Genomic DNA, 25,435 nt, shown 5'->3' with positions numbered 1-25,435 from the left:
GGTCACTTCATCCGTCGCAGCTCGCCTGCTTCCTCCGACTGCGGAAACCTGGAGCGCAGTTCCAGCGCGTAGTGCTCCGCCTCGCTCACGTTGTCGAGCGCGCGTTCGACGCGGAAGGCCAGCCACAGCGTCTGCGGCGTGGGCGACGCGAAGGCGGAGTAGCGCTGCAGGAACGCGCGCGCCGGCAGGTACTGCTGCGCGTTGAAATTCAGCAGGGCCATCTGGTAGAGCGAGTTCGGGAGCAAGGGATTGATCTCCAGCGCCCGGCGAAAATGCGACTCGGCGCGCTTCGGATCGGGGATGCGCAGGGCGCACAGGCCGGCATTTTCATGCGCCTCTTCGGGACGCTGGTAGGTTGGGATCCCGGTGGCGAGCATGAAGTGTTTCTCCGCCTCGTCATAGCGCTTGCGGCCGCACAGGTAGACGCCGAAGTTGTTCTGGATCGCGGGGTCGTCCGGCTCCAGCCTGAGCGCCTTTTTGTAATGGTATTCGGCGAGCTCGTGGTTGTTGAGCGCCTTGTAGAGCTCCGCGCTGTAGTGGTGCGCCGCAACGGAATCCGGATCCTGCTCGAGGGCCTTCTTCAGTTTCTCCATCGCCACGTCGTAGTCGCCCTGCTGCATGTAGCTCAGGCCCAGCTTCGCGTTGATGTCGGCGGAGGAATCGCGGTGCTGCTCATATTTCTTGGGCCCCGAGGAACAGGCCGCCAGCACCAGCAACAGCGCCACCGCGGCCAGGCTGCGGGTGGACCGCCTCACTGCGTCCGCCCTTCCGCGGCGATCTGGAAACGCTGACTGCGGCGCGTGCGGTCGAGCACGCTGCCGGCGAGCTGGCCGCAGGCCGCATCGATGTCGTCGCCGCGCGTCCTGCGCGTCACGGTCATGATGTCGGCTGCCATGGCGATGTTGCGGAAACGGTCGATGGCCTCGGCATCCGAGGTGGCGTAGCCCGCGTCCGGGAACGGGTTGAACGGGATCAGGTTCAGCTTCGAGGGCACACCTTTCAGCAGGCGCACCAGTTCGCGCGCGTGCGCCTCCCCGTCGTTCACCCCGGCGAGCATCACGTATTCGATGGTGATGCGGCGGCGCGGCTGGCGGTCGACATAGCGCTTGCAGGCGGCGATCAGCTCGCGCAGCGGGTATTTCCGGTTGATCGGCACCAGTTGGTCGCGCAGCGCGTCATTGGGGGCATGCAGCGATACCGCCAGGCTGACGTCGCACACCTCGCGCAGGTGGTCGATCTCCGGCACCACCCCGGCCGTGCTGAGCGTGACGCGCCGCTTGGACAGCCCGAAGGCGAAGTCGTCGAGCATCAGGTGGATGGCCCCGGCCACGTTGTCGAAATTGAGCAGGGGTTCGCCCATGCCCATGAAGACGACGTTGGTGATCGGGCGCTCGCCGTAGCCGTAGCCGCGCAGCGCACGCTGCGCGATCCAGATCTGGGCGATGATCTCGCCCGTGGTGAGGTTGCGGTTGTAACCCTGGCGCGCGGTGGAACAGAAGGTGCAGTTCAGCGAGCAACCGACCTGGGACGAGATGCACAGCGTGCCGCGGTCGTCCTCCGGGATGAACACGGTCTCGATGCCGTTGCCGTCGTCGAGCCGCAGCAGCCACTTGACGGTGCCGTCGTGCGAACGCTGCTCGCGCGCGATCGCGGGCAGGCGGATCTCGCCGCGCTCGCCCAGCCAGCCGCGCAGGGACTTGGCCAGGTTGCTCATCTGGGTGAAGTCGTCGCAGCCGCGCTGGTAGATCCATTGCAGGACCTGAGAAGCGCGAAAGGCCTTCTCGCCGTTCGCGACGAAGAAGGCCTCCAAGGCGTGCCTGTCGAAATTGAGCAGGTTGATCTTGTCGGTGCGCGCGGAGTCTTCAGCGGGTGCGGGGGCAGAGTTCATTGGGTTCAAAGAAAAAGGCTATCTCCGTCTTGGCCGTATCCGCGGCATCGGAGCCATGCACCGCGTTCTCTTCGACACTGGCGGCAAAGTCGGCGCGGATGGTGCCGGGGGCGGCGTCCTTGGGATTGGTGGCGCCCATGATGGCGCGATGCTTCGCGACCGCGTTCTCTCCTTCCAGCACCTGCACCATGACCGGGCCCGAGGTCATGAAGGAAACCAGGTCGTTGTAGAACGGCCGACTCTTGTGCACGGCGTAGAACCCGCCCGCCCGGGTCTTGTCGAGGTGGACCATTTTCGCCGCCACGACGCGCAGGCCGCCTTCTTCGAAGCGGGTGTAGATCTTCCCGATCAGGTTTTTTGCCACTGCATCGGGTTTGATGATGGACAAGGTTCGCTCAATCGCCATAACTGGACTCCGGAATTCCTGCTGCTGCCGCACGCGGTGAATAGTAATGAGCCCGCACGGGCGGGCTCGGTTTCGGAAAGCCTGTGTATTCTAACCTCTTGATTGAGCGCAGGCAATTCCCGCGCCGGGAACGCGGAGTCGAGACGGGGAACGGCGCCGGATCGCCGGCGCTTCAGACGCTGAAGCTCTCGCCGCAGCCGCAGGTGGCCTTCTCGTTCGGATTCTTGAAGCGGAATCCCTCGTTGAGTCCTTCCTGCCGGTAATCGATCTCGGTGCCGTCCAGAAACGCCAGGTTCTTGCCATCGACGGCGACCTTTATGTCGTGATGCTCGAACACCACATCGCCGGGCGCGACCTCATCGAAGATTTCAACGACGTAGGACAAGCCCGAACAACCCGTGGTCTTGACGCCGAGGCGTAGCCCACCGCCGCGCCCGCGCTTGGCCAGGAAATCCTTCAGATGGTCCGCTGCCGCCTTGGTCAAACTGATGCTCATGCGCAAACTCCGTCAGGTTACATATCTTTGACAATCGAACTGCCCCGGCGTTCAGGCATGTTTCATGCCGTCTCGCGCAGGGCCATGCCCCGCAGTACCTCGATCTCGCGGCCCAGGGTATCGGCGAAGGCGTCAACCTGTCCGGGTGTATTGCCCGCCCCGAAGCTGATCCGGATCGCCCCGTAGGCGCGTTCGCGGTCGACGCCCATCGCCAGCAGCACGTGGCTCGGATCCGGCTGCGCGCTCGCGCAGGCCGATCCGCTAGCCGCGGCGAATCCGGCCTGGTCCAGCTTGAGCAGCAGGGTCGCGCCGTCGATGCCCGCCACGGCGAAGAACACCGTGTTGGCCAGCCGCGCGGCTTCGACCCCGAAGATCTCGGTGCCGGCGATGGCGCGCAGGCGCGCCTCCAGCCGCTCCTGCAGTGCGGCGGCCTGGGCGGCGCGCGCCTCCAGCGTCCGCTGTGCCAGTTCCGCGGCCGCGCCGAAGCCGACGATGCCGGCCACGTTTTCCGTCCCGGCGCGCAGGCCCATCTCCTGGCCGCCGCCCTGGATCAGCGGCTCCAGGTCCACACCCTTGTGCACCACCAGCGCGCCGACACCCTTGGGCCCGCAGATCTTGTGCGCCGACAGGCTCATCAGGTGGACGCCGCTGGCGGCGAAATCGAGCCCGATCTTCCCCGCCGCCTGGACCGCATCGGTGTGCATGAGGGCGCCCCGCGCCCGCGCGCGGCCGGCCAGCGCGGCGATGTCCTGGATCACGCCGGTCTCGTTGTTGGCCGCCATGACCGACACCAGGCGCGTATCCGGCGCGATAGCCTCGTCCAGCGCCGCCGGGGGGATCCTGCCCTGCGCGTCGGGTGTCACGAAATCGACCCTGCACCCGCGCGCCGCCAGCACGCGGGCCGGCCCCAGCACGGAAGAGTGTTCTATCGCACTGAGCACGACGGCCCCGTCAGTGCCCGGGGCCGCACCGAGCAGGGCCAGACTGTTTGCCTCGGTCCCGCCGCTGGTGAACACGACGCGGGCGCCGCGGGCGTTGACCAGGCCGGCGACCTGCTCACGGGCCCGCTCCACCGCCGCGCGCGCGCGGCGGCCGGGGGCATGCTGACTCGACGGGTTGCCGAACGCGTCCTGCAGATACGGCTGCATCGCCTGCCACACCGCGGGATCGACGGGGGTGGTGGCGTTATGGTCCAGGTAGACGCTCATGCACCGGGCTCGCGGGCGCGCGCCCGCGGCAGCTTACTGGTTGAGGCTTTCAGCCGCGATCACGGGGATGTATGGCTTGCCCTTCTGCATGTTGTCCTGGCGCGCGCTGACTTCCTGCACGCCGCGGCGCTCGACCAGTTCCCCGAGGCTGATGTTGCTCAGGAAATCGAAGATCTGGTTGCTGAGGTCCGTCCACAGATCGTGCGTCAGGCAGGTTTCGTCGTTCTGGCAGTTCGCCATCCCGCCGCAGCGGCGCGCGTCGACGTTTTCATTGATGGCGGTGATGACCTCGGCGATGGCAATGTTGCTGGCCGCGCGGCTCAGGCGATACCCGCCCCCGGGTCCGCGGGCGCTGTCCACCAGGCCCTTCTTGCGCAACTTCGAGAAGAGCTGTTCCAGATACGAGAGCGATATCCCCTGGCGCTGCGAGATGTCTGCCAGTGGAACCGGGCTTTCCTGCGCGTGCAAGGCGAGATCCAGCATGGCGGTCACCGCATAGCGGCCCTTAGTCGTGAGTTTCATGTTACAGCCCCTAAGATTCGGATGGGTATCTCATTGTACATAGTTGACTGTTTTAATCAACTTTCACTCCCGCCCCCGCGGCCAGCGCTACCCGAGGAACGGACCGGGGTATTTTCCTCTTTATTTGTAGTGTTTTCAACGGAATCTATCCCGTAGACATCCAGGTCCGGCAGCGGGGTGACATCGACATGGGCACCCAGCCGGTTCAGCTCACGGGTCATGACCTCCACCTGGGCATCCAGTTTATGCACATGATCCAGAAGAGAATTTACCGCCCGCGCGACGGGGTCAGGCATGTCCTGCGCGGTGCCGTAGGCATCGAACCCGATCTTTTTCGCGAACGCACGCCGCTGCCTGTCATCCGTATCCCGGAGATGGTTCGCGATGTGGGCGGGCACACCGACCGCGGTCGCACCGGCCGGCACGTCCTTCATGACCACCGCATTGGACCCGATGCGGCCGCCGTCACCGACCAGGATGGGTCCCAGCACCTTGGCCCCGGCGCCGATGATGACGTTGTTACCCAGCGTGGGGTGGCGCTTGCCCTTCTCCCACGAGGTGCCGCCCAGGGTGACGCCGTGATAGAGCGTGCAATCGTCGCCGATCTCCGCCGTCTCGCCGATCACCACGCCCATCCCGTGATCGATGAAGAAACGCCGGCCGATCTTCGCCGCCGGGTGAATTTCGACCCCGGTCAGCCAGCGCGACAACGACGACAGCAGTCGCGCCAGCCACTTCAATCCGCCCGACCACAGCACATGACTCAGACGGTGTATCAACAGGGCGTGCACCCCCGGATAGGTGGTCAACACCTCGAAGGTGTGGCGTGCCGCGGGGTCGCGATCGAAAACGCAGCGGATATCTTCCCGGATTCTGTCAAACATACATGCTCGTGAGCTGTCTCTCTGTGCTTTGGTGACCACGGCATCCAGGGCCGCGACGTCTAGTGTAACGTGAAGGCAAAGGCGCGGATATCAAGCGCCGCGGTTTACTCCTCGCCCGGCTCCTGCCGGGCCGCCGGTGCGGCCTGCCCGCCACAGCGGGCGTGCACCGCCGTCAGGATGCCGCGCAGGATGTTCATCTCGTTCTGATCGGGCTCCGCGCGGTTGTACAGGCGGCGCAGGCGGCGCATGAGGTGGCGGGGCCGGGCCGGATCGAGAAAACCGATCTCGACCAGGATCTGCTCCAGATGAAGGTAGAATCGCTCCATCTCCGCCGCCGGCACCGGCGCGTTGTCGCCCGCCGCCGCGCCCGCCTCCATGCCGACCCGCGCCGTGAAGTATTCATAGGCGAATATCTGCACCGCGGCGGCGATGTTCAGCGAGGGAAAACCGGGGTCCACCGGGATGGAGAGCTGGAAATGGCAGCGGTCCAGCTCGGCGTTGCTGAGGCCCGAATGCTCGCGCCCGAACACTACTGCCGCCGGTCCCGCCTGCGTGCGCGCCGCAATCAGCGTGACGCATTCGCGCGGGGTGAGGCGCGGGCAATCGATGGCGCGGGTGCGCGCGCTGGCGCCGATCACCAGCGGGCAATCCGCGATCGCCCGCTTGAGGTCCGCGCACACCACGGCGTCCGCCAGCACGTCGTCCGCGCCCGAGGCGCGCGCCGTTGCCTCGGCGCTGGGATAGACCTTGGGATCGACCAGGTACAGCTCGCGCAGGCCCATGTTCTTCATCGCCCGCGCCACGGCGCCGATGTTGCCGGGGTGCGTGGTGTTCACCAGGACGATGCGTACATTGGGCGAGGGACCGGACATGCGTGACAACGTTAACGCGTGTCGCTCGGAACACGCAAGTGTCACAACGGCACCTCCTTATCTGATATGCTGTGCCGCTGACGACCCAGGCCCCGCGGCAGCAACCATCGACTCCAGCATGAATCCGGCACTCAACATCGCGATCATGGCGGCCCGCAAGGCGGGCGGCGTCATCCTGCGTCATATCGACCGCATCGACACCCTCACCATCACGAACAAGGGCCGCAACGACTACGTTTCCGAGGTCGACCGCCTGGCCGAGGAGGAGATCGTCCGCGTCATCCGCAAGGCCTACCCGGAACACGGCATCCTGGCCGAGGAAGGCGGCAAGCGCAGCGGCAATGACTACCTGTGGATCATCGATCCGCTCGACGGCACCACCAATTACCTGCACGGTTTCCCGCAGTTCGCCGTGTCGATCGCGCTCAGCAACCGCGGCAAGGTCGAACAGGGCTGCGTCTACGATCCGCTGCGGGAGGAGCTGTTCACCGCCAGCCGCGGCAGCGGCGCCTTCCTCAACGACCGCCGCATGCGCGTCAGCGCGGCCAAGACGCTGGAAGGCACCCTGCTCGGCACCGGTTTCCCGTTCAAGCAGCAACAGTATCTCGACGCCTATCTCGAGATGTTCAAGGTGCTGCACCGGGAAAGCGCCGGCATCCGCCGCGCCGGTTCCGCCGCGCTCGACCTCGCCTACGTCGCCGCCGGCCGGCTCGACGGTTTCTGGGAGATCGGACTCAATCCCTGGGACATGGCGGCCGGCGCGCTGCTGATCCAGGAGGCCGGCGGCATGGTGAGCGACTTCCGCGGCGGCGACGCCTATCAGGAAAGCGGCAACGTCGTCGCCGGGAACCCCAAGGTCTTCCAGGCCATGCTGCAGGCGATCGCACCCTGCCTGACACCTGAACTGTAAGTCCGGACGCCCCGCCACTCTCCACCCCGATTCAAGATGTCCCCCGCTGCACCCGACATAAAGGCCGGGCGCACAGCGAGCATGACCGATACCAGCGACAAACCGGGCGATCCGGCACAGGCACCGTCCGCGCGATGCACCGAACGCGGAATGCGCGATACCCTCGTCAACCTGGAGGAATTCGCCCTCATGATGTGCTGCCGCTCGTCGATCCGGTCGCTGGAGATCCTCGAGGTCGTACCGCCCGGCCGCGAAACGCCCGCGGCGCCGCACCCGCGACCCGCATCCGTCGCCATCCATCCCGCCATTCGCAAGAAGGACGAGTGAACACCTCCGCAAGCGGGCGCGCCTGTTTGCAATCTCGACGCATTCAGGTAATGTCTTGCCATTCCCGCGCGGGATACCTCTGACTAACCCTTGCACGGCCGGAGACCCTATGACTGCTACCCCGCTGATCCTGCAGCCCGCCGAACTGGCGCGGCAACTCGACGCCGAGGACATCGTGATCGTCGACCTCTCGAACGCCGCATCGTTCTTGCGCCAGCACATCCCGGGCGCGGTCAACATCGACGCCGCGCAGGTCACCGCCAGCCGCCCGCCGGTAATGGGCCTGCTGCCCCCCGCCGAGAACTTTGGCCGCCTGCTGTCGGATGCCGGCATCTCGCCGCAATCCCACGTCGTCGCCTACGACAGCGAGAACGGCCTCAAGGCCAGCCGCTTCCTGTGGACGCTGGACGTCATCGGCCACGCGCGCTTCTCGCTGCTGGACGGCGGTCTGCAGGCTTGGCTCAATGCGCAGCTTCCGGTGGAAAGCGGTCCGGCTCCCAAGGTGGAGGCGAGCACGTATCCGGTCAGTTACCGCCCCGAGCACCAGACCGACATGAAGTACATACGGATGCACCTGGGCGACCCGGCGGTCGCCATCCTCGACGCACGCACCCCGGCCGAGTTCGCCGGCACCGACAAGCGCGCCCAGCGCGCCGGCCACATTCCCGGCGCGGTCAACGTGGACTGGTCGCAGGCGCTGGCCGGCGGCGGCGATATGCGTCTGCGTGCGGACGATCAACTGCGCGCACTCTACGCCGCCGCCGGCATCACGCCGGACAAGGAGATCATCCTGCACTGCCACACCCACCAGCGTTCGGCGCACAGCTACATCGTGCTGAAGTCGCTCGGCTACACCCGCATCAAGGGCTACCCCGGATCGTGGTCCGAGTGGGGCAATAGCCCCGACACGCCGATCGAATAACCGCGCCGGGCAATAACTCCTCGTCCCCGGACTGCAATAATGCGGGGCGGAGCCCCGGACACCCTGGTTGATGCAAGTGGATACTGCGCTCGAAACTGAAGCCCTCCAGCGCCATACGCCGATGATGCAGCAGTACCTGCGCATCAAGGCGCAGCATCCGGACATGCTGCTGCTGTACCGCATGGGGGACTTCTACGAACTCTTCTACGACGACGCGCGCCGCGCCGCCGCCCTGCTCGACATCACCCTGACCGCGCGCGGCCAGTCGGACGGTGCGCCGATCCCGATGGCGGGCGTGCCCTACCATTCGATCGACAGCTATCTCGCCCGCCTGGTCGCGCTGGGCGAGTCGGCGGCAATCTGCGAGCAGATCGGCGACCCGGCGCAGAGCAAGGGACCGGTCGAGCGCAAGGTGGTGCGCATCGTCACTCCCGGCACGGTCACCGACGAGACCCTGCTCGACGAACGGCGCGACAACCTGCTCGGAGCCGTCCATGCGGATGGCGTCATGTATGGCCTCGCCACGCTCGACCTCGCCAGCGGACGCCTGGCCATCCAGCAGGTCGAGGACGCGCGGGCGCTGCGCGACGAGCTGGAACGGCTGCGCCCGGCCGAACTGCTGATCAGCGAGGAGCTGCGCGCGGCAGAACCGTTCAAATCGCGCCGCGGGATCCGCACACGCCCGCCCTGGCACTTCGACTTCGAGCATGCCGTGCGCCTGCTCACCGCACAGTTCGGCACGCGCGACCTGCGCGGATTCGGCGCGGACGAGGCATCCGCCGGCGTCGCCGCCGCGGGCTGCCTGCTCGAATACGCGCGCGAGACCCAGCGCACCGCGCTGCCGCACATCCACTCCCTGCGGGTCGAATGTCGCGACGAGGCCGTCATCATCGACGCCAGCAGCCGGCGCAACCTCGAGCTCGAGACCAGCATCGCCGGAGGCAGCGAGCACACCCTGGCATGGGTCATGGACCGCACCGTCAACCCGATGGGCGGCCGCCTGCTGCGGCGCTGGATCAACCGCCCGCTGCGCGATCGCGACATCCTGCGGCAACGCCTCCACGCCGTCGGCGCGCTGTTCGAGCGGCAGGGCTTCAAGGCCCTGCGCGAACAGCTGCACGGCATCGGCGACGTGGAGCGGACGCTGGCGCGCATCGCGCTGCGCACCGCGCGTCCGCGCGACCTCGCCCTGCTGCGCAACGCGCTGTGTGATCTGCCCGGCCTGCGCGCCGCCGTGCAGGGCTTTGATTCGCCGCGCCTGCGGCAGCTCGACACCGACCTCGGCGATTATCCCGGGCTGAGCGGGCTGCTGCGCCGCGCCCTGGTCGAGACGCCGCCCGGCCTGGTGCGCGACGGCGGCGTCATTGCACCGGGTTACGACGCCGAGCTCGACGAGCTGCGCCTGCTGAGCGAGAACGCCGGCCAGTACCTCATCGACCTGGAGGCGCGCGAACGCGCGCGCAGCGGCATCCCAAGCCTCAAGGTCAGTTACAACCGCGTGCACGGTTATTACATCGAGATCACCCGGTCACGCGCCGAGGCGGTGCCCGCGGACTACATCCGGCGCCAGACACTGAAGGGCGCCGAGCGCTTCATCACGCCCGAACTGAAGCAGTTCGAGGACAAGGTGCTGTCGGCGCGCGAACGCGCGCTGGCGCGGGAGAAGCACCTGTACGACGGGCTGTTCGAGCTGCTGGCGCCACACCTGAAGGCGCTGCAGACCAGCGCAGAGGCGATGGCCGAGCTGGACGTGCTCGCCAACCTTGCCGAGCGAGCCGACAGCCTGAACCTGAACGCGCCCGAACTGACCGATCAGCCCGGCCTGCTGATCGAGGGCGGACGGCATCCGGTGGTGGAGGCCGTGCTGGAGCAGCCCTTCGTGGCCAACGACACGCGGCTCGCCGACGACCGCCAAATGCTCATCATCACCGGTCCGAACATGGGCGGCAAATCCACCTACATGCGGCAGACCGCGCTCATCGTCATTCTCGCCGCCATCGGCAGCTATGTCCCCGCGGCGCGCGCCGTGATCGGCCCGATCGACCGCATCTTCACCCGCATCGGCGCAGCGGACGAGCTCGCGAGCGGGCGCTCGACCTTCATGGTCGAGATGACCGAGACGGCGAACATACTGCACAACGCCACCGCGCACAGCCTGGTGCTGATGGACGAGATCGGCCGCGGCACCAGCACCTTCGACGGCCTCTCGCTCGCCTGGGCCTGCGCCGCGCACCTCGCGCGCGAGGTGCGGGCCTACACACTGTTCGCGACCCACTACTTCGAGCTGACCGCGCTGCCCGAGACCCTGCCCGGGGTGGTCAATGTGCATCTCGACGCAGCCGAGCATGGCGACACGATCGTCTTCCTGCACGCCGTGATGGAGGGCCCCGCCAACCAGAGCTACGGCCTGCAGGTGGCCGCGCTGGCCGGCATCCCGCGCCGCGTCATCGAGGAGGCCCGGCGGCGCCTCCAGCAGCTCGAGGAAGGGGCGGTCGCGCGCGGACGCGTGATGGACGCGCGACCGCAGCTCCCGCTGTTTCCCGCGCCGGATCATCCCGCCCTCGCCGCCCTGCGCGACGCCGACCCGGACGGCCTGAGCCCGCGCGAGGCGCACGAGCTGCTCTACCGCCTGAGGCGTCTCGCCGACCGGGACTGAGGGCCGTAAAACCAAGCGTGTTGTGCGGGTTTCGCGCCGGGTTTCGCCAGCCCTCCCACTGGCGCGGCACCGGCATAGCGATTACCATAATGCCCATAATTAGAACGACGGCGACACCGCTTGGAAACTGAGGAGAACGACGGATGACTTTTGTGGTAACCGAGGAATGCATCAAGTGCAAATACACCGACTGCGTCGAGGTGTGTCCGGTCGACTGTTTCCATGAAGGCCCCAACTTCCTGGTGATCGACCCCGACGAGTGCATCGACTGCACCCTGTGCGAACCCGAATGCCCGATCGAGGCCATCCACTCCGACGACGACGTGCCCGCGCACCAGCAGCAATACATCCAGCTCAACGCCGAACTCGCCAAGCTCTGGCCGGTGATCAGCGAGAAGAAGGACGCGCTGCCCGACGCCGACGAATGGGCGAAGGTCACCGACAAGACCCAGTACCTCGAGCGCTGATCGCGGGCAAGCCGCGCGCCCCGATGCCTTGAACGCCGCACCGCCTGCCCCGCCCGCCCCGAACCATCCTTCGATCATCGTGGTCCCCTACGCGGGGGACCTCTTCGCCGAGCTGGCGGATCGTCTCGTCGCGCGACACGGGGCCGACCTCCCCGACCTCAGCCGGGCGGTCGTGCTGCTGCCCGGACCGCAGACCGCCGACCGCCTGCGCCGGCTGCTGCTCGCGCGCGCGCGGCGGCCGGCGCTGCTCGGTCCGCATATCGACACCCTGCCGCAGTGGATCGACCGCACCGTGGCGGACAGCGCCCTGGTGCTGCGCAACGAACTGCGCCGCGAGCTGATCCTCGTCGAGGTGCTGCGCGAACACCGGCGGCTGCTCGGCGCGGGCAGCGCCTGGGCGATGGGCGAAAGCCTGCTCGTGCTGTTCGATGAACTGACCCGCCACCAGATCCACCTGCCCGCGGGCGGGGAACTCGAGGGACTGCTCCGGCGCGGCTACGGACTCGGCGCGGGACAGGCGGTCTCCGCCTTGTCGCGCGAGGCGGCCCTGATCGATACGCTGTGGCGCGCCTGGCATCTCCAGCACGCCGAGGAAGGCAGCAGCGACCCGCATGCGTCCTACATCAGCAAGCTGGCCGGGTACGCCGCGCCGCCGGAGGGCCATCTCTATCTCGCCGGATTCTCGCACTTCACCCCGGCGGAGCGTGCCTGGCTGCGCCCGCTGCTCGCGCAGGGCCGGGCCACCCTGTTCGTGCAGGGTAACGCCGCGTCGCGCGCCGGCGCCGACGACTTCCATCCGGACGCGGTCACGCGCGGCGTGCTCGCGGGTTTCGATGTTCCGCCACCGGAGGCACCGTCCGTGCCGCCGGATTTCATCGACGCCGTATTCGCCGCGCAGCCCGCGGATGAGCAGCTCGCGGAACGCGCCGCGCGCTTCCGGCGCGCACATGCGGTGAGTCCGGTACGGGACCGCTTTCATCAGTTCGTCGCCGACAGCGCAGAGGACGAGGCGCGGGCGATCGATCTCCAGGTCAGGCGCTGGCTGCTGGCGGGCCGGCGCGAGGTCGGCGTCGTCATCGAGGATCGCCGCCTCGCGCGGCGCGTGCGCGCCCTGCTTGAACGCGCCGGCGTCGTCCTGGTCGACCGCGTGGGCTGGGCGCTGTCGACAACCAGTGCGGCGGCGGCGCTGGAGCGCCTGCTGGAAACGGTGGAGGAGGATTACCATTACCAGCCCCTGCTCGACCTGCTCAAATCGCCCTTCCTGTTCCGGCCCGACGAGCGCGAGGCCCGGCTCAGGTCCGTCTATCACCTCGAGCAGGACATCGTGCTGCACGAGAACATCGCCCGCGGCTTGCGCCGCTACCGTGATCACATCGATTACCGCTACGCGCGCCTGCGCGAGGAGCTCGGCTGGTCGGACGACGAACGCCGCGCGCTGCATGCGCTGCTCGACCTGGTCGAAGAGGCGACCCGGCCGCTGCGCGCCCTGGCGCGCGGACGCCACGGCGCGGACCGCCTGCTCGACGCCCTCGATCACGCCCTGCAGCACCTCTCCCTGCGCGACAATCTCGCCGCGGACCCGGCGGGGGACGCCGTGCTGGAAAAACTGCGGGAGATGCGCGCCGCGCTGCGCGAGCGCGCGCCGACGCTGGACTGGCTCGAGTTCCGCACCTGGCTCGGGCGCGCGCTCGAGCGCGCGAACTTCATCCCGCCGCGCGCGGATGGTCCCGTACACCTGCTGACCCTGGCACAGTGCGGATTGAACCGGTTCGACGGCCTTGTCATTGCCGGCGCGGACGCGCGCCAACTGCCGGGCGGCGACAATCCGAGCCCCTACTTCAATACCGGTGTGCGGCGCGAACTGGGCATCCCCTCGGCGCAGGAGCGGCAGAACCAGCGCTTTTATCACTTCCGCTGCGCGCTGGAATGCGCGCCGGAGACGCTCTTCACGCTGCACCGCGAGGCGGATGCCGCCCCGCTGCCGAGCCCGTGGCTGACGCTACTCGACACCTTCCACCGCCTCGCCTACGGACAGGATTTCGGTGATCTCGGCCTCGCAGCGCTGGTCAGGGATCCGCGCGCCCAGATCGCCCCGACGAGCCCGGCGCCGGCCCGACCCGCGCCGGCGCCGCGCGTGCAACTGCCCGCGGACCTGCTGCCGCGCGAGTATTCCGCCACCCGCTATCAGCGTCTGATCGACTGTCCGTACCAGTTCTACGCCGCGGATTGCCTCGGGCTGAGCGCGCCGGAAGACGTGCGCGAGGCGCTGGAGAAGGCCGACTACGGCGAGCGCGTGCACCGCGTGCTCGAGTGGTTCCACGGCGGCAGCCGCGACGGCCGCGTCCAGCCGTTCGACGCCACCCCCGGTCCGCACGACCGCGCGCGCGCCATCGCCTGTCTGGAGGAACTCTCGCGCCGCGTGTTCGCCGACGACCTGGAGGACAATGTCGTCCACCGCGCCTGGCTGCAGCGCTGGCTCGAGATCGTGCCGGACTACGTCGACTGGCAGCTCGAGTTCGCGCGCGAGCGGCGCGTGCACGCGGTCGAGGTGCGGGCGGTGCGCGAGGATTTCCATCCCGGCGTGACCCTGCGCGGCCGCCTCGACCGGATCGACCGCGGCGATGACGGCGCCACCGTCACCGATTACAAGACCGGCGCCGTGCCCACCGCGGATGAGGTGATGAGCGGCGAAGCCGTGCAGCTTCCCTTCTATGCGCTGCTGCTGCCGGAGCCGCCGCAGCAGGTGCAGTATCTCGGACTCGGACACGACAAGGTGCGCGCCGGGGCGGTGCTGGAGGGCGCGGCGCTCGCGGACCTCGCGCGCGCCAACGCGGCGCGTCTGGTCGAACTGGTGGAGCAGATGCGCGCGGGCGCCGAACTGCCGGCCTGGGGCGACGAGGCGACCTGCGCATACTGTTTCGCCCTGCCGCTGTGCCGCAAGCAGTCGTGGGCAGATGCGGAACCTGAACCCGGGGCGATAGCGCCATGAACACCGCCACCGATCCGGTCGTCGCCGCCTCGGCGCCGCGCGACAACGTCACGGTGATGGCCTCGGCCGGCACCGGCAAGACCTGGCTGCTGATCGCGCGCCTGATCAGGCTGCTGCTCGACGGCGCCGAGCCCGGCGCGATCCTCGCTGTCACCTTCACGCGCAAGGCGGCCGGCGAGATGCAGGCGCGCCTGACCGCCCGGCTGGCCGAGCTGGCCGCGCTCGAGGAGACGGCGCTGGAGCAGCAGCTGCACGCCATCGGCGCGCCGACGGATGCCGGCGGCCGGCGCGCGGCGCGCGGCCTGTTCGAACGCCTGCTGCGCGCGCCGCACCCGGTCCGCACCACCACCTTCCACGCCTTCTGCCAGGAGATCCTGCGCCGCTTCCCGCTCGATGCCGACGTCCCGCCGGGTTTCGAGGTGACCGAAGACGGCGGGCTGCTCGAACAGGAGGCGCTCGATGCGCTGTATGCCGAAGCGACGGCGACGCAGGATGGCGCCCTTGCGCTGGCGCTGGACGAGCTGTCCCGCCGTGGCCGCAGCCCGGCCGCGGTGGCGGGCGCGCTGCGCGAATTCCTCGTCCACCGCGGCGACTGGTGGGCCTGGACGCAGGACCTGGACGACGCACCGGCCGGCGCCGCGGCGCGCCTGGCGGACGAGCTGGGGATCGAGCCGCGAGCCGCGCCGGAGGCGGATTTCTTCACACCCGCGATCGCACAGGCGCTGGACGAGTTCCGCGTCCTGCTGCGGCGGCACGCCACCGCCACCAATGCGCGCCACGCGGACCGGCTGGATACGGCGCTCAACCAGACCCTCACGCTCGATGAACGCATCGCAGCGGCGGGCGAGGCATTTCTCACCGGGGACAGCGAGCCGCGCCAGCGCAAGGCGGGTGCGGCGCAGGAAAAATCGCTGGGCGCCGCGGGGCAGGCGCGCCTGCTGGAACTCCACCTCGCCCTGTCGGAGTCCCTGCGGCAGCTGCAGCAGCGCCGCAGGCGCCTCGCCACGCACGCGCTCTCGCAGGCCTGGTACCGGGCGGGCGCGCGCCTGCTCGCGATCTACCAGCAGATCAAGCGGGAGCGGCGCCTGCTCGACTTCAACGACCTGGAGTGGAACACCTACACGCTGCTCAACCACAGCGACAACGCCCACTGGGTGCAGTACAAGCTCGACCAGCGCATCGATCATCTGCTGGTCGATGAATTCCAGGACACCAATCCGACCCAGTGGCGCCTGCTGCTGCCAATGCTGGAAGAGCTGGCGGCCGGGACCGAGCGCCGCCGCAGCGTATTCCTGGTCGGTGACGTCAAGCAATCCATCTACCGCTTCCGTCGCGCCGATCCGACCCTGTTCGCCACCGCACACGCCTGGCTGCAGACCCGGCTTGACGGCAAGAGCTACCCGCTCAACGCCTCATGGCGGTCTGCCCCCCGCATCCTCGAATTCATCAACCTGGTGTTCGGTTCCGGCGCTCTGCACGAAGCCCTCACCGGATTTGAACCTCATGTGAGCCGCCGCAGCGAACTCCGGGGCCGGATCGAACTGCTGCCCCTGATCCAGCCCGCCGTCAGCGAACTCCCGGCCGAGGCGGCGCGGATACTGCGCAACCCGCTGCGGCAACCGCGCGCGGAGGAGCTGGACCGGCGCCATTACCGCGAGGGACGCCAGATCGCGGCGCAGATCGCCGCGCTGCTCGCCACCGGCACCGTCGCCGACCGGGATGGCGGACACCGCGGCGTCGACTACGGCGATATCCTGATCCTGATGCGCAACCGCACCCACATGCACGACTACGAGCTGGCGCTGCGCGACGCCGGCATCCCCTTCCTCGGCGGCGGCCGCGCCAGCCTGCTCGACAGCCTGGAGATCCGCGACATGGTCGCCCTGCTCGAGGTGCTGACGACGCCGTACAGCAACCTGGCACTCGCCACCGTGCTGCGCTCACCGCTGTTCGGCTGCAGCGACGCCGACCTCATCGCGCTGGCGCAGCGCGCGCGCGGCGGCCAGACCGGGATGGCGCGTCCCTGGTTCCACCTGCTGGCGGAACTCGCGCCGGCACTGGCACCGGAGGCGCCGCTGCGGCGCGCCTGGGTCAGGCTGCAGGCGTGGAAGTCGTACGCCGACCGCATGCCGGTGCACGACCTGCTCGATCATATCTATTGCGACGCCGGCGTGCCGGGCTGTTATCTCGCGGCGTTCCCCCGCCACCTGCGCCCGCGCGCGCAATCCAACCTGATGCGCTTCCTCGAGCTCGCACTGGAAATCGAGAGCGGGCGCTATCCGAGCATCCCGCGCTTCATCGCCAGCCTGCGCGAGCTGCACCGGCACGCACAGGAGTCACTGGAGGAACCGCCGGCGCAGGAGGGGCTCGCCGGGGTGCGCCTGATGACCGTCCACGCCGCCAAGGGTCTGGAGTCCCCGGTGGTCATTCTGGCGGACGCGGCGCGCGGGCCTTCCGCGCAGCGCGGATTCCAGGCCATCGTGGCCTGGCCGGCGGAGGCGGCGCAACCGCGGCATTTCCTGCTGGGCGGGAACAAGAAGGACATTGACGACTGGAGCGGCGCACTGCTGGCGCAGCAGGCGGAACAGGATACGCGGGAAGAGACGAACCTGCTGTACGTGGCGCTGACGCGCGCACGCCAGTACATATATATATCCGGCTGCGCGCCCAGGCGCGGTGAGGCGCTCGGCTGGTATGGGCAGATCGCCGCGCGCCTCGGCGACGACCCGCTTCAGATCGCCACGGAGGGCTGGAGCCTCGCCGACCCGGACCTCCCCGTGCGTGCGCCGTCCGGCGCGGCGAAAACGATTGCCCCCGCCCAGGCGGCGCCCGACCCGAGGCTGTCGCGTCCGCTGGCATCACCACAAGGCGGGGGCACGGCGTCCACCGGCGACGCGGGACATGCCGCCGGCGACGGCGAACGCCGGCGCGGCAGCATCATCCATCGCATGCTCGACCTGCTGGCCTCGCCGGGCGCGGCGCCCGCGGCCGAGTCTGTGGCCTATGAATTCGGGCTGGATCCGCACGACCCGGAACTGGCGGAATGGTGGCGCGAGGCGCGCGCGGTGGTCGCTGCGGCGGAGCTGCGGGACTGCTTCGATCCGGCGCGCTATCAGCGCGCCTACACTGAGATGCCGGTCGTTATCGATGCACAGGAGGGGCGCCCCGCATTCGGCGTGATCGACCGCCTCGTGATGCATCCCTCCGGCCTCACCCTGCTGGACTACAAGACCCAGCGCGATATCCCGCCGGATCGGCTGGAACATGCGGCCCTGCGCCATCGCGAGCAATTGCGCCTCTACCGGGCGGCGGTGCGAAAGCTGTGGCCGCAGCTGCCGCTGCGGGTGCTGCTGGTGTTCACCGCGGGGCCGCGGGTCTACGAATGCGGCGAGGCGTACTTCGGCGCCTGAGCGGCCCGGCTCAGTTGGCGAGCTGGGTGTTCAGGTACTGGGTGAGCTGGGCCGGGTTGAGATAGCCGGGCAGCATGCTGCCGTCGCTGAACACCAGCGTGGGCGTACCATTCACGCCGAGCTTGCCGCCCAGCGAGAACTCCGCATCCACGGGATTGTCGCAGCGGCGCTCGGGGGGCTGGCGCCCGGCCTTCGCCTCGGTCAGCGCCGCCTTGCGGTCGTCCGCGCACCACACCGAGACCGCCTTGTCATAAGACGGGGAATCGATGCCGGTGCGGGGATACGCCAGGTAGCGGATCTCGATGCCGAGATCGTTGTAGCGCTTCATCTCCTTGTGCATCTGGCGGCAGTAGCCGCAGTCGATGTCGGTGAAGACGTACACCGTGTGCCTGGGCTTGTCCTGCGGGGAGAACACGATGGCGTCCTCCTTCTTCACCGTCCGCATCAGGGCCAGGCGGTGTTCGGAGCGCCGCTTCTCGGTGAGGTTGACCTGGGTCTTCAGGTCGAGCAGGTCGCCCTGCAGCAGATAGCGTCCGTCCGCGCTGAGATAGAACGTTTCCGCGCCGTACGTCACCTCGTAGAAACCGCCGATCGGCGCCGCGCGCACCGCGTCCGGCGTCTGATCCGGAATGATCGCGGTCAGCATCTTGCGCACCGCCTCGGGCACGGCATCCTCCGCCCCGGCGAGCGGTGTGAGGCAGACGGTGGCCAGGAGGGCGGCGGCAAGGACGTTCTTCAGCATGGCGATCGTTCTCGTGATTGAGGTGATGCACATGATAGCAGAGTCGCGTGCGGATTTTCGTGCCCGGGTAACACTCCCGGCACGCCGGTCAGCCACGCGGGTGGTGCCTGGCATGCAGGCTTTTCAACCGTTCGCGCGCGATGTGCGTATAGATTTGTGTAGTCGAGAGGTCGCTATGGCCGAGCAGCATCTGCAGCACGCGCAGGTCCGCGCCATGATCCAGCAGGTGGGTCGCGAAGGCGTGACGCAGGGTGTGCGGCGACAGCGGCTTCACGATCCCGGCCCGGTGCGCGTAGCGCTTTATCAGGTGCCAGAAGGCCTGGCGCGTCATCGCGTCACCGCGCGCGGTGACAAACACCGCCTCTGACGCACGCCCGCCCAGCAGGACGGGACGGCTGTCGCGCAGATAGGTCTCCAGCCATGCCAGCGCCTCTTCGCCAACCGGGACCAGGCGTTCCTTGCCGCCCTTGCCGAGGACGCGCACGACGCCCTGGCGCGGATTGACGCGGGTCAGGGCCAGGCCCACCAGCTCCGAGACGCGCAGACCCGCGGCGTACAACAGCTCCAGCATCGCACGGTCGCGCAGGCCCAGCGCGGCGGACGCGTCGGGCGCGGCGAGCAGTGCCTCGACCTCGGTCTCGGTCAGCGATTTGGGCAACGGCCGCCCCAGCCTGGGGGCATCGATGCGGCTGCTGGGGTCGCTCCGGGCAAGCCCCTCACGCACCAGATACTGATAGAAGCGGCGCATGCTGGACACCAGCCGCGCGGTGGTTCGCGGGCGTGCGCCGGAGCGCACCCGCGTCGCGAGGTAGTCGTGCAGGTCACCGCTCCCCGCTGTCGCCAGCGTACGGCCGCCGCCGGCCAGCCAGCGCCCGAGTCCTTCGAGATCATTGCGATAGGCGCTCAGGGTCGCGCGCGTCAGGCCGCGCTCCATCCACAACGCGTCCAGGAAGCGTTCCAGACAGGCGAGCTCGTCTTCAGGCAGTCGCGGCGGCGCGGCGGCCGACGCGGTGGCGGTCTCCATCCCGATATCCTTCATGGGCCAGCAGCCAGGACTTGATCCGGTGCAGCGGCCCCCCGGTCGTCCCGGAATATCCGCCCAGTCCGTCCGCCGCGACCACGCGATGGCACGGTACCACGATCGGCAGCGGATTCGCGCGGCAGGCGCCACCCACCGCGCGCGCCGAGGTCCCGAGCCGGCGCGCGACCTCCCCGTAACTGCACGCCCGGCCTGGCGGGATGGCCGTCAGCTCCGACCACACACGGCGCTGGAAGGCGCTCCCCGCCGGCGCCAGCGGCAGGCGAAACCGGAACGACGGATCGGCAAGATACCATTTCAGCTGCTCGGCGCAGCGGCGCGCCAGGCCGGCGTCCGCATGCTGCCCGGCGCGGTAACCTTCCGCGCCGGGCAACAGGAAATCGACCGCAACCACCGCCCCGTTTCCGACGCGGACGCCGAGCCGCAGGCCCGCGAGCGGCAAGGCCACGATGGCGGCATATGCCCTGACCCCGCTCCCTGCTCCGGCCACCACCATCGTGAGCAGTGCCTTACTGGGCGGCGAGCGGACGCAGTTTCTGCGCGTCCGCGGCCGACGGTTTATGGTTGATGCCCAGGAGAACTTCCGCCAGCGTGCGCTCTTCCGCGGTGGCGCCGTCCATCTTCAGAAGGTCCTGCAGTTTCTGCCTGTCTGCGCCGCCGACCTTGTGCTCCATGTTCACCAGGGCGGAAGCCAGGGCGCGCTCTCCCGCGGTGGCGGACGTGTCCTCGGCAATCCCGCGCAGGGTCTTTTTCTCCGCGTCTGATGGGAAATGATTGAGGCGCATGGTGATCTCGGCCATCTGCTGGATGGCGGTAGATGCGTAGGCCGGTACCGCGGCCAGCGCCAGCGTAGCGGACAACAGGAACGGAGTGATTCTGAGCAGCTTCATGACTCACCTCCATTGTGACAAGGGAAACCCACGTGGGCTGGGTTTCAACGCACTAGAGATATAACGATTCGGGGCGGATTACAAGAGACGCCGGCGGGGGTAAAACCATGCGAGAAGCATGAATATTAGCGGCGGACGCAGGTACTACGCCGCGTTATACGCCGGCAAAGCGGCACCGGCCGAACCCGGCCGGTGCCTGGCAGAGATCAGAGTTTTTCCTTGATGCGGGCGGCCTTGCCTTCCAGTTCACGCAGGTGATAGAGCTTGGCCTTGCTGACGTCCCCGCGGCGCTTTACCTCCACGGAATGGATCGCCGGACTGAAGCTCTGGAAGACGCGCTCGACGCCCTCGCCATGCGATACCTTGCGCACCGTGAAGGCGGAGTTGAAGCCGCGGTTGCGCTTGGCGATGACCACGCCGGTAAAGGCCTGCAGGCGCTCGCGCTGACCCTCCTTGACCTTGACCTTGACCTCGACGGTGTCGCCCGGCGCGAACTCCGGCATCTCGCGGCCCATCTGTTCCGCTTCCAGCTGACTGATTATATTGCTCATGAGCTTTCTCCTGCTGTTCCTGTCTTACCGCTGTTCGTACTGTCAGATTCCAAATCCCGGGCGTCCTCCGGCGGCAGTTCCGCCAGCCATTTACGCCTCACCTTGTCCAGCTCCAGTCCGGCGAGCAGCTCGGGCCGCCTGCGCCGGGTGCGCAGCACCGCCTGCTTGAAGCGCCACTCCTCGATCTCCCGGTGGTTGCCGCGCAACAGCACCTCGGGCACCGTGCGCCCGTCGATCTCGCGCGGGCGCGTGTAATGCGGATACTCGAGCATCCCCGTGGTGAAGGAATCCTGCTGCACGGATTCCTCGTCCCCCACCGCCCCGGGCAACAACCGCGTCGCGGCGTCGATCACCACTGCGGCCGCAAGCTCACCGCCGCTCAGCACGTAATCCCCGATCGAGAGCTCCTCGTCGATCTCGCTCTCCAGCACCCGCTCGTCGACTCCCTCGTAGCGCCCGGCCACGAGCACCGGCCGCGGTCCGCCGCCAGCGAGTTCAAGCGCCCGCGCCTGATCGAACCGCCGCCCCTGCGGCGACAGATAGATCACGTGCGACGGACCCGGCGCCGCGGCGCGCGCCGCACGGATGGCGTCGCGCAGCGGCTCGACCATCATCACCATGCCCGGTCCGCCGCCATACGGGCGGTCGTCGACGGTGCGGTGGACGTCCCGCGCGTAGTCGCGCGGATTCCACATGCGCAGGTCGAGCAACCCGGCCCTGGCGGCGCGCCCGACGATGCCCCACTCCATCAGCGCGGCGATCATCTGCGGAAACAGGGTGACCACGTCGATGCGCATGGCAGGCCGCCCGCTCAAACCACCTCTTCCCAGTCGACCACGATCCGGCGCCGGGCGAGGTCGACCTCGAGCACGTAGCGCCCGATGACGAACGGTATCAGGGTCTCGCCGCGTTCGCCGCGCACGACCAGGACATCGTTCGCCCCGGTTTCGATCAGGTGATCCACCCGGCCGAAATCCATACCGTCGCGCCTGATGACCGCGCACCCGAGCAGATCGGCCCAGTAATATTCATTCTCGGCGGGCGCCTCCAGCTGGGACCGTTCCACCGCTATCTCGGCGCCCACCAGCTCACATGCGGTGTCACGGTCGGCATAGCCGGCAAACTGCGCGACCAGACCCTTGCCGTGGCGGCGTCCGTCATTCACCCGCAGCACCTTCCAGGCTCCCCCGACGCAGATCTGCCAGGGTTCATACCGCAACAGGCCTTCCGGCGATGAGGCGTACGAAATCACCTTGACCCAGCCGCGGACACCGAAGAGCCCGCCGATCCTGCCCATCACCACCCGCTGGGAGTCGTGCTCAGCCATTGCCTGTCGCCCGACCCGCGGTCCTTGCGGACGGCGGAGGTGGCTGTTCGACTCAGGCGGCGACAGCCGCCGCGTTCTGCTTGGCCAGCATGCTGACCCGCTCTGAGGGCTTCGCGCCCTGGGACAGCCAGTAGTTCAGACGCTCGCCGTCGAGCGTCAGCTTCGGTTCGTTCTTGGCGGCAACCGGATTGAAATACCCGATGCGCTCAATGAACCTGCCGTCGCGCGGCCGACGGCTGTCCGCCACGACGATGTGGTAGAACGGCCGTTTTTTGGCCCCTCCACGGGCCAGACGTATGGTCACCATGTGATACCGATCCCCTGTATTCGTGTCGCTGCTGAGAAAAAGTGCCTCATTTTACGCGATTTATCCCAAAAGGGAAGCGGGGACGGGGACAGAATCGCAAGGGAGATGACACCGGGGCACCGGCCGGGCTCGCGCCCGGGGCGCAGGATCCGGAAATGCCTGATCTGCCGCCTGCCCGACGGCGCATCCCCTTGTACGCAGTAGCTTTACGCCGTTTCTTAAAAGGGCAGCTTGCCCTTGAATCCGCGCAGCAGCTTGCTCATCCCGCCCTTGGACATCTGCTTCATCATGCGCTGCATCTGCTCGAACTGCTTGAGCATTCGATTGATTTCCTGCACCTGGACGCCCGCGCCGGCGGCGATGCGGCGCTTGCGCGAGGCCTTGAGGATGGCCGGGAAGCGGCGCTCCTGCGGGGTCATGGAGTTGATGATGGCCTCCATGTGGATGAACTGGCGGTCGTTGACCTGGTCGCGCGAGGCCTGCGGGATATTGGCCATGCCGGGCAGCTTGTCGAGCAGGCCGGCGACGCCACCCATGTTGCGCATCTGCTGCAACTGGCTGCGGAAATCCTCCAGGTCGAAGCCCTTGCCCTGTTTCAGCTTGGCGGCGAGCTTTTCGGCCTCCCCCCGGTCGACCTTGCGTTCCGCCTCCTCGATCAGGCTGAGGATGTCGCCCATGCCGAGGATGCGCGAGGCGACGCGCTCGGGGTGAAACACCTCCAGCGCCGCGGTCTTCTCGCCCACGCCGAGGAACTTGATCGGTTTGCCGGTGATGTGGCGCAGCGACAGCGCCGCCCCGCCGCGCGCATCGCCGTCGGTCTTGGTGAGGATCACCCCGGTCAGGGCCAGCGCATCGTGGAACGCCTTGGCGGTATTGGCCGCGTCCTGTCCGGTCATGCTGTCCACGACGAACAGGGTCTCGACCGGGCGCAGCGCCGCGTGCAGCCGGCGCGCCTCGTCCATCATGGCCGCGTCGATATGCATGCGTCCGGCGGTGTCCACGATGACGACGTCGATGAACTGCTTGCGCGCGTGGTCGACGGCGGCGACGGCGACGGCGACCGGATCCTGGTCGGTGCGGCACGGGAAGAACGCGACGCCGACCTCGGCGGCCAGGGTCTCGAGCTGCTCGATCGCGGCCGGGCGGTAGACGTCGACGCTCACCACCAGCACCTTTTTCTTCGCGTGCTCGCGGATCCAGCGCGCCAGCTTGGCCGCCGTCGTCGTCTTGCCGGAACCCTGCAGGCCGGCGAGGAGGATGACGGCCGGCGGCGCGACGTTGAGATCGAGGCCGGAGGACTGCTCCCCCATGACGGTGACCAGCTCGTCGCGCACGACGCGGATCAGCGCCTGCCCCGGAGTCATGCTCTGCAGGACTTCCTGCCCGACCGCGCGCAGGCGCACGCGCTCGATGAAGTCCCGCACCACGGGCAGGGCGACGTCCGCCTCCAGCAGCGCCATGCGCACCTCGCGCAGGGCGTCCTTGATGTTGTCGTCCGTCAGGCGGCCCTGGCCGCGCAGGCTCTTCAGCGCCTGGCCGAGGCGTTCGGTGAGATTCTCAAACATGGAACGGGAAGGTATCCGGGATCAACGTGCCAGCCGCCCATGATACACGGCTTGCGGAACCCTGTTAAGGAACCGGGGGAAGGAGGGCCGGAGGACGGGGCTGCCCTCAGACCTCGATGACGAGGCCGCCGGTCAGCCGCTCCAGCTCGCGGTCGGTGACCAGTTCGCGGCATTGCGTGACGATCAGCTCTTCCTCGCCCGGCTTGTTGTGGGTGAGAAAGACGCGCGGGCGGTGGCGGAGCTTCTTCAGGTCCTCCGCCAGCAGCGAGGGACAGTAATGGCGTGACTTGAGCGCGAGCTCGCGGAAGGACTCCTTGAATGCGACCTCGACGATCAGCACGTCGAGCCGGTCGCGCGCGTTGAGCTCCGCCCAGAAGGTATCATTGGTAGTGGTGTCGCCGCTGAAGGCGACCGCGCCGCTCGCGCACTCGATGCGATAGCCGACCGTGGGAACGATATGGTTGACCGGCATCATTTCGAAGCTGCGCCCGTCGATGACGCACACCTCGCCCATGCGCAGTTGCTCGTAGCACATCACCGGATTGTCGGTGGTCGGCAGACTGGCGAAATCGGGCCAGATCGCCCAGTTGAAGATGTGCTTCTTGAGCACCTCGATGGCGGAGGCGTGGCTGTGGATCATCATCGGCTCGACGATGTGCGGAAACATGCTGTCGACCATCAATGGCAGGCAGGCGATGTGATCGAGGTGGGTATGGGTGAGGAAGATGTGCCGCACCTTTTTCATCTCGTCGAGGCTGAGCTCGCCGAGCCCGGTGCCGGCATCGATCAGGATGTCGTCGTCGATCATCAGCGCGGTCGTACGCAGTTCACCCCCGATGCCGCCGCTGCACCCCAGTACGCGCAGTTTCATATATTTGTTCTCTTACGATCCCGTCGGAACCGCTTTCCGCTCCCGCTACACCCACCGCCCCGATTTTACCCGCGGCGCATGGGGCTCCCCCCCCGGACTTCCCCTTCCTGCTTTGACCGCGAGCGGAAAAATCGCTAAATTCGTCACGGTGATAGCAGAATCCGCACCCGTCAGACACGGACGACG

At 68.0% G+C, this 25,435-nt stretch carries 25 protein-coding genes; 7 read left to right on the top strand and 18 right to left on the bottom strand.

Going from position 1 to position 25,435, the window contains the following annotated elements; all coding sequences use genetic code 11:
• Positions 1-2: 2 nt before the first annotated feature.
• From pilW to IPK65_07830, 8 genes are all read right to left on the bottom strand, one after another.
• The gene (pilW, locus tag IPK65_07865) at positions 3-755 is read right to left on the bottom strand and encodes a type IV pilus biogenesis/stability protein PilW (GenBank protein ID MBK8163049.1); all 753 of its coding nucleotides are present in this window, start codon (positions 753-755) and stop codon (positions 3-5) included.
• Positions 752-1,888 (bottom strand): 23S rRNA (adenine(2503)-C(2))-methyltransferase RlmN, encoded by a 1,137-nt coding sequence (rlmN, locus tag IPK65_07860; protein ID MBK8163048.1) that lies wholly within the window; start codon positions 1,886-1,888, stop codon positions 752-754. The genes pilW and rlmN overlap by 4 nt, the downstream gene beginning before the upstream one ends.
• Positions 1,863-2,294 carry a nucleoside-diphosphate kinase gene (gene ndk / locus IPK65_07855; protein ID MBK8163047.1) on the bottom strand — a complete coding sequence of 144 codons (432 nt, stop codon included), beginning with the start codon at positions 2,292-2,294 and terminating at the stop codon, positions 1,863-1,865. The genes rlmN and ndk overlap by 26 nt, the downstream gene beginning before the upstream one ends.
• A gap of 172 nt (positions 2,295-2,466) precedes the next feature.
• Entirely contained in the window at positions 2,467-2,790 is a 324-nt protein-coding gene (gene iscA, locus IPK65_07850; GenBank protein ID MBK8163046.1) for an iron-sulfur cluster assembly protein IscA, read from the bottom strand.
• A gap of 62 nt (positions 2,791-2,852) precedes the next feature.
• The gene (locus IPK65_07845) at positions 2,853-3,998 is read right to left on the bottom strand and encodes a cysteine desulfurase (protein MBK8163045.1); all 1,146 of its coding nucleotides are present in this window, start codon (positions 3,996-3,998) and stop codon (positions 2,853-2,855) included.
• Positions 3,999-4,031: 33 nt separating this feature from the next.
• Positions 4,032-4,520, bottom strand: coding sequence for a Fe-S cluster assembly transcriptional regulator IscR (gene iscR / locus IPK65_07840; GenBank protein MBK8163044.1), 489 nt, complete (start codon positions 4,518-4,520; stop codon positions 4,032-4,034).
• 56 nt (positions 4,521-4,576) lie between these two features.
• Positions 4,577-5,452: a serine O-acetyltransferase gene (gene cysE / locus IPK65_07835; GenBank protein MBK8163043.1), complete on the bottom strand. Its 876-nt coding sequence runs from the start codon at positions 5,450-5,452 to the stop codon at positions 4,577-4,579.
• A gap of 56 nt (positions 5,453-5,508) precedes the next feature.
• The gene (locus IPK65_07830; protein MBK8163042.1) at positions 5,509-6,276 is read right to left on the bottom strand and encodes an RNA methyltransferase; all 768 of its coding nucleotides are present in this window, start codon (positions 6,274-6,276) and stop codon (positions 5,509-5,511) included.
• A 118-nt stretch (positions 6,277-6,394) separates the two neighbouring features.
• On the opposite strand from IPK65_07830, the gene suhB reads away from it, so the two are divergent.
• From suhB to IPK65_07795, 7 genes are all read left to right on the top strand, one after another.
• Positions 6,395-7,186 carry an inositol-1-monophosphatase gene (gene suhB / locus IPK65_07825; protein ID MBK8163041.1) on the top strand — a complete coding sequence of 264 codons (792 nt, stop codon included), beginning with the start codon at positions 6,395-6,397 and terminating at the stop codon, positions 7,184-7,186.
• An 81-nt stretch (positions 7,187-7,267) separates the two neighbouring features.
• The gene (locus tag IPK65_07820; protein MBK8163040.1) at positions 7,268-7,513 is read left to right on the top strand and encodes a hypothetical protein; all 246 of its coding nucleotides are present in this window, start codon (positions 7,268-7,270) and stop codon (positions 7,511-7,513) included.
• A gap of 109 nt (positions 7,514-7,622) precedes the next feature.
• Entirely contained in the window at positions 7,623-8,435 is an 813-nt protein-coding gene (locus IPK65_07815) for a sulfurtransferase (GenBank protein ID MBK8163039.1), read from the top strand.
• 70 nt (positions 8,436-8,505) lie between these two features.
• A complete protein-coding gene (mutS, locus tag IPK65_07810) occupies positions 8,506-11,091 on the top strand; it encodes a DNA mismatch repair protein MutS (protein ID MBK8163038.1) in 2,586 nt (861 codons plus the stop codon).
• A 143-nt stretch (positions 11,092-11,234) separates the two neighbouring features.
• Positions 11,235-11,558 carry a ferredoxin family protein gene (locus IPK65_07805; protein ID MBK8163037.1) on the top strand — a complete coding sequence of 108 codons (324 nt, stop codon included), beginning with the start codon at positions 11,235-11,237 and terminating at the stop codon, positions 11,556-11,558.
• Positions 11,559-11,637: 79 nt separating this feature from the next.
• A complete protein-coding gene (locus IPK65_07800) occupies positions 11,638-14,547 on the top strand; it encodes a PD-(D/E)XK nuclease family protein (GenBank protein MBK8163036.1) in 2,910 nt (969 codons plus the stop codon).
• A complete protein-coding gene (locus IPK65_07795) occupies positions 14,544-17,957 on the top strand; it encodes a UvrD-helicase domain-containing protein (GenBank protein MBK8163035.1) in 3,414 nt (1,137 codons plus the stop codon). The genes IPK65_07800 and IPK65_07795 overlap by 4 nt, the downstream gene beginning before the upstream one ends.
• Positions 17,958-17,967: 10 nt before the next feature.
• On the opposite strand, the gene IPK65_07790 is transcribed toward IPK65_07795, so the two are convergent.
• The 10 genes from IPK65_07790 to IPK65_07745 all read right to left on the bottom strand — a co-directional run bounded on the left by IPK65_07790 (position 17,968) and on the right by IPK65_07745 (position 25,249).
• Complete coding sequence (locus IPK65_07790) at positions 17,968-18,699, bottom strand: DsbC family protein (protein MBK8163034.1); 732 nt, start codon at positions 18,697-18,699, stop codon at positions 17,968-17,970.
• Between the two features lie 88 nt (positions 18,700-18,787).
• Positions 18,788-19,723 carry a site-specific tyrosine recombinase XerD gene (gene xerD, locus IPK65_07785; GenBank protein ID MBK8163033.1) on the bottom strand — a complete coding sequence of 312 codons (936 nt, stop codon included), beginning with the start codon at positions 19,721-19,723 and terminating at the stop codon, positions 18,788-18,790.
• Positions 19,677-20,234, bottom strand: coding sequence for a methylated-DNA--[protein]-cysteine S-methyltransferase (locus tag IPK65_07780; GenBank protein ID MBK8163032.1), 558 nt, complete (start codon positions 20,232-20,234; stop codon positions 19,677-19,679). Before IPK65_07780 ends, xerD begins: the two co-directional genes overlap by 47 nt.
• 13 nt (positions 20,235-20,247) lie before the next feature.
• Complete coding sequence (locus tag IPK65_07775) at positions 20,248-20,628, bottom strand: hypothetical protein (protein ID MBK8163031.1); 381 nt, start codon at positions 20,626-20,628, stop codon at positions 20,248-20,250.
• A 206-nt stretch (positions 20,629-20,834) separates the two neighbouring features.
• Complete coding sequence (rplS, locus tag IPK65_07770; GenBank protein ID MBK8163030.1) at positions 20,835-21,179, bottom strand: 50S ribosomal protein L19; 345 nt, start codon at positions 21,177-21,179, stop codon at positions 20,835-20,837.
• Positions 21,176-21,976: a tRNA (guanosine(37)-N1)-methyltransferase TrmD gene (gene trmD, locus IPK65_07765; protein MBK8163029.1), complete on the bottom strand. Its 801-nt coding sequence runs from the start codon at positions 21,974-21,976 to the stop codon at positions 21,176-21,178. The genes rplS and trmD overlap by 4 nt, the downstream gene beginning before the upstream one ends.
• Positions 21,977-21,990: 14 nt before the next feature.
• Complete coding sequence (gene rimM, locus IPK65_07760) at positions 21,991-22,506, bottom strand: ribosome maturation factor RimM (GenBank protein ID MBK8163028.1); 516 nt, start codon at positions 22,504-22,506, stop codon at positions 21,991-21,993.
• A gap of 52 nt (positions 22,507-22,558) precedes the next feature.
• On the bottom strand, positions 22,559-22,813 hold the full coding sequence (gene rpsP, locus IPK65_07755; protein MBK8163027.1) for a 30S ribosomal protein S16: 255 nt from the start codon (positions 22,811-22,813) through the stop codon (positions 22,559-22,561).
• A gap of 218 nt (positions 22,814-23,031) precedes the next feature.
• Positions 23,032-24,378, bottom strand: coding sequence for a signal recognition particle protein (ffh, locus tag IPK65_07750; protein ID MBK8163026.1), 1,347 nt, complete (start codon positions 24,376-24,378; stop codon positions 23,032-23,034).
• A 106-nt stretch (positions 24,379-24,484) separates the two neighbouring features.
• Positions 24,485-25,249, bottom strand: coding sequence for a 3',5'-cyclic-nucleotide phosphodiesterase (locus tag IPK65_07745; protein MBK8163025.1), 765 nt, complete (start codon positions 25,247-25,249; stop codon positions 24,485-24,487).
• Positions 25,250-25,435 lie beyond the last annotated feature (186 nt).

The sequence above is a fragment of the Gammaproteobacteria bacterium genome, assembly GCA_016712635.1.
Classification (GTDB): domain Bacteria; phylum Pseudomonadota; class Gammaproteobacteria; order SZUA-140; family SZUA-140; genus JADJWH01.
This window is presented reverse-complemented; position numbering and strand designations above follow the sequence as displayed.

What these genes read in the sequence shown, in the direction of transcription:
- rlmN (MBK8163048.1), bottom strand. Translation starts at nt 1,888, where the DNA reads ATGAACTCTGCCCCCGCACCCGCTGAAGACTCCGCGCGCACCGACAAG.
- ndk (MBK8163047.1), bottom strand. Translation starts at nt 2,294, where the DNA reads ATGGCGATTGAGCGAACCTTGTCCATCATCAAACCCGATGCAGTGGCA.
- iscA (MBK8163046.1), bottom strand. Translation starts at nt 2,790, where the DNA reads ATGAGCATCAGTTTGACCAAGGCGGCAGCGGACCATCTGAAGGATTTC.
- IPK65_07845 (MBK8163045.1), bottom strand. Translation starts at nt 3,998, where the DNA reads ATGAGCGTCTACCTGGACCATAACGCCACCACCCCCGTCGATCCCGCG.
- iscR (MBK8163044.1), bottom strand. Translation starts at nt 4,520, where the DNA reads ATGAAACTCACGACTAAGGGCCGCTATGCGGTGACCGCCATGCTGGAT.
- IPK65_07830 (MBK8163042.1), bottom strand. Translation starts at nt 6,276, where the DNA reads ATGTCCGGTCCCTCGCCCAATGTACGCATCGTCCTGGTGAACACCACG.
- suhB (MBK8163041.1), top strand. Translation starts at nt 6,395, where the DNA reads ATGAATCCGGCACTCAACATCGCGATCATGGCGGCCCGCAAGGCGGGC.
- IPK65_07820 (MBK8163040.1), top strand. Translation starts at nt 7,268, where the DNA reads ATGACCGATACCAGCGACAAACCGGGCGATCCGGCACAGGCACCGTCC.
- IPK65_07815 (MBK8163039.1), top strand. Translation starts at nt 7,623, where the DNA reads ATGACTGCTACCCCGCTGATCCTGCAGCCCGCCGAACTGGCGCGGCAA.
- mutS (MBK8163038.1), top strand. Translation starts at nt 8,506, where the DNA reads ATGCAAGTGGATACTGCGCTCGAAACTGAAGCCCTCCAGCGCCATACG.
- IPK65_07805 (MBK8163037.1), top strand. Translation starts at nt 11,235, where the DNA reads ATGACTTTTGTGGTAACCGAGGAATGCATCAAGTGCAAATACACCGAC.
- IPK65_07795 (MBK8163035.1), top strand. Translation starts at nt 14,544, where the DNA reads ATGAACACCGCCACCGATCCGGTCGTCGCCGCCTCGGCGCCGCGCGAC.
- IPK65_07790 (MBK8163034.1), bottom strand. Translation starts at nt 18,699, where the DNA reads ATGCTGAAGAACGTCCTTGCCGCCGCCCTCCTGGCCACCGTCTGCCTC.
- xerD (MBK8163033.1), bottom strand. Translation starts at nt 19,723, where the DNA reads ATGGAGACCGCCACCGCGTCGGCCGCCGCGCCGCCGCGACTGCCTGAA.
- IPK65_07780 (MBK8163032.1), bottom strand. Translation starts at nt 20,234, where the DNA reads ATGGTGGTGGCCGGAGCAGGGAGCGGGGTCAGGGCATATGCCGCCATC.
- IPK65_07775 (MBK8163031.1), bottom strand. Translation starts at nt 20,628, where the DNA reads ATGAAGCTGCTCAGAATCACTCCGTTCCTGTTGTCCGCTACGCTGGCG.
- rplS (MBK8163030.1), bottom strand. Translation starts at nt 21,179, where the DNA reads ATGAGCAATATAATCAGTCAGCTGGAAGCGGAACAGATGGGCCGCGAG.
- trmD (MBK8163029.1), bottom strand. Translation starts at nt 21,976, where the DNA reads ATGCGCATCGACGTGGTCACCCTGTTTCCGCAGATGATCGCCGCGCTG.
- rimM (MBK8163028.1), bottom strand. Translation starts at nt 22,506, where the DNA reads ATGGCTGAGCACGACTCCCAGCGGGTGGTGATGGGCAGGATCGGCGGG.
- rpsP (MBK8163027.1), bottom strand. Translation starts at nt 22,813, where the DNA reads ATGGTGACCATACGTCTGGCCCGTGGAGGGGCCAAAAAACGGCCGTTC.
- ffh (MBK8163026.1), bottom strand. Translation starts at nt 24,378, where the DNA reads ATGTTTGAGAATCTCACCGAACGCCTCGGCCAGGCGCTGAAGAGCCTG.
- IPK65_07745 (MBK8163025.1), bottom strand. Translation starts at nt 25,249, where the DNA reads ATGAAACTGCGCGTACTGGGGTGCAGCGGCGGCATCGGGGGTGAACTG.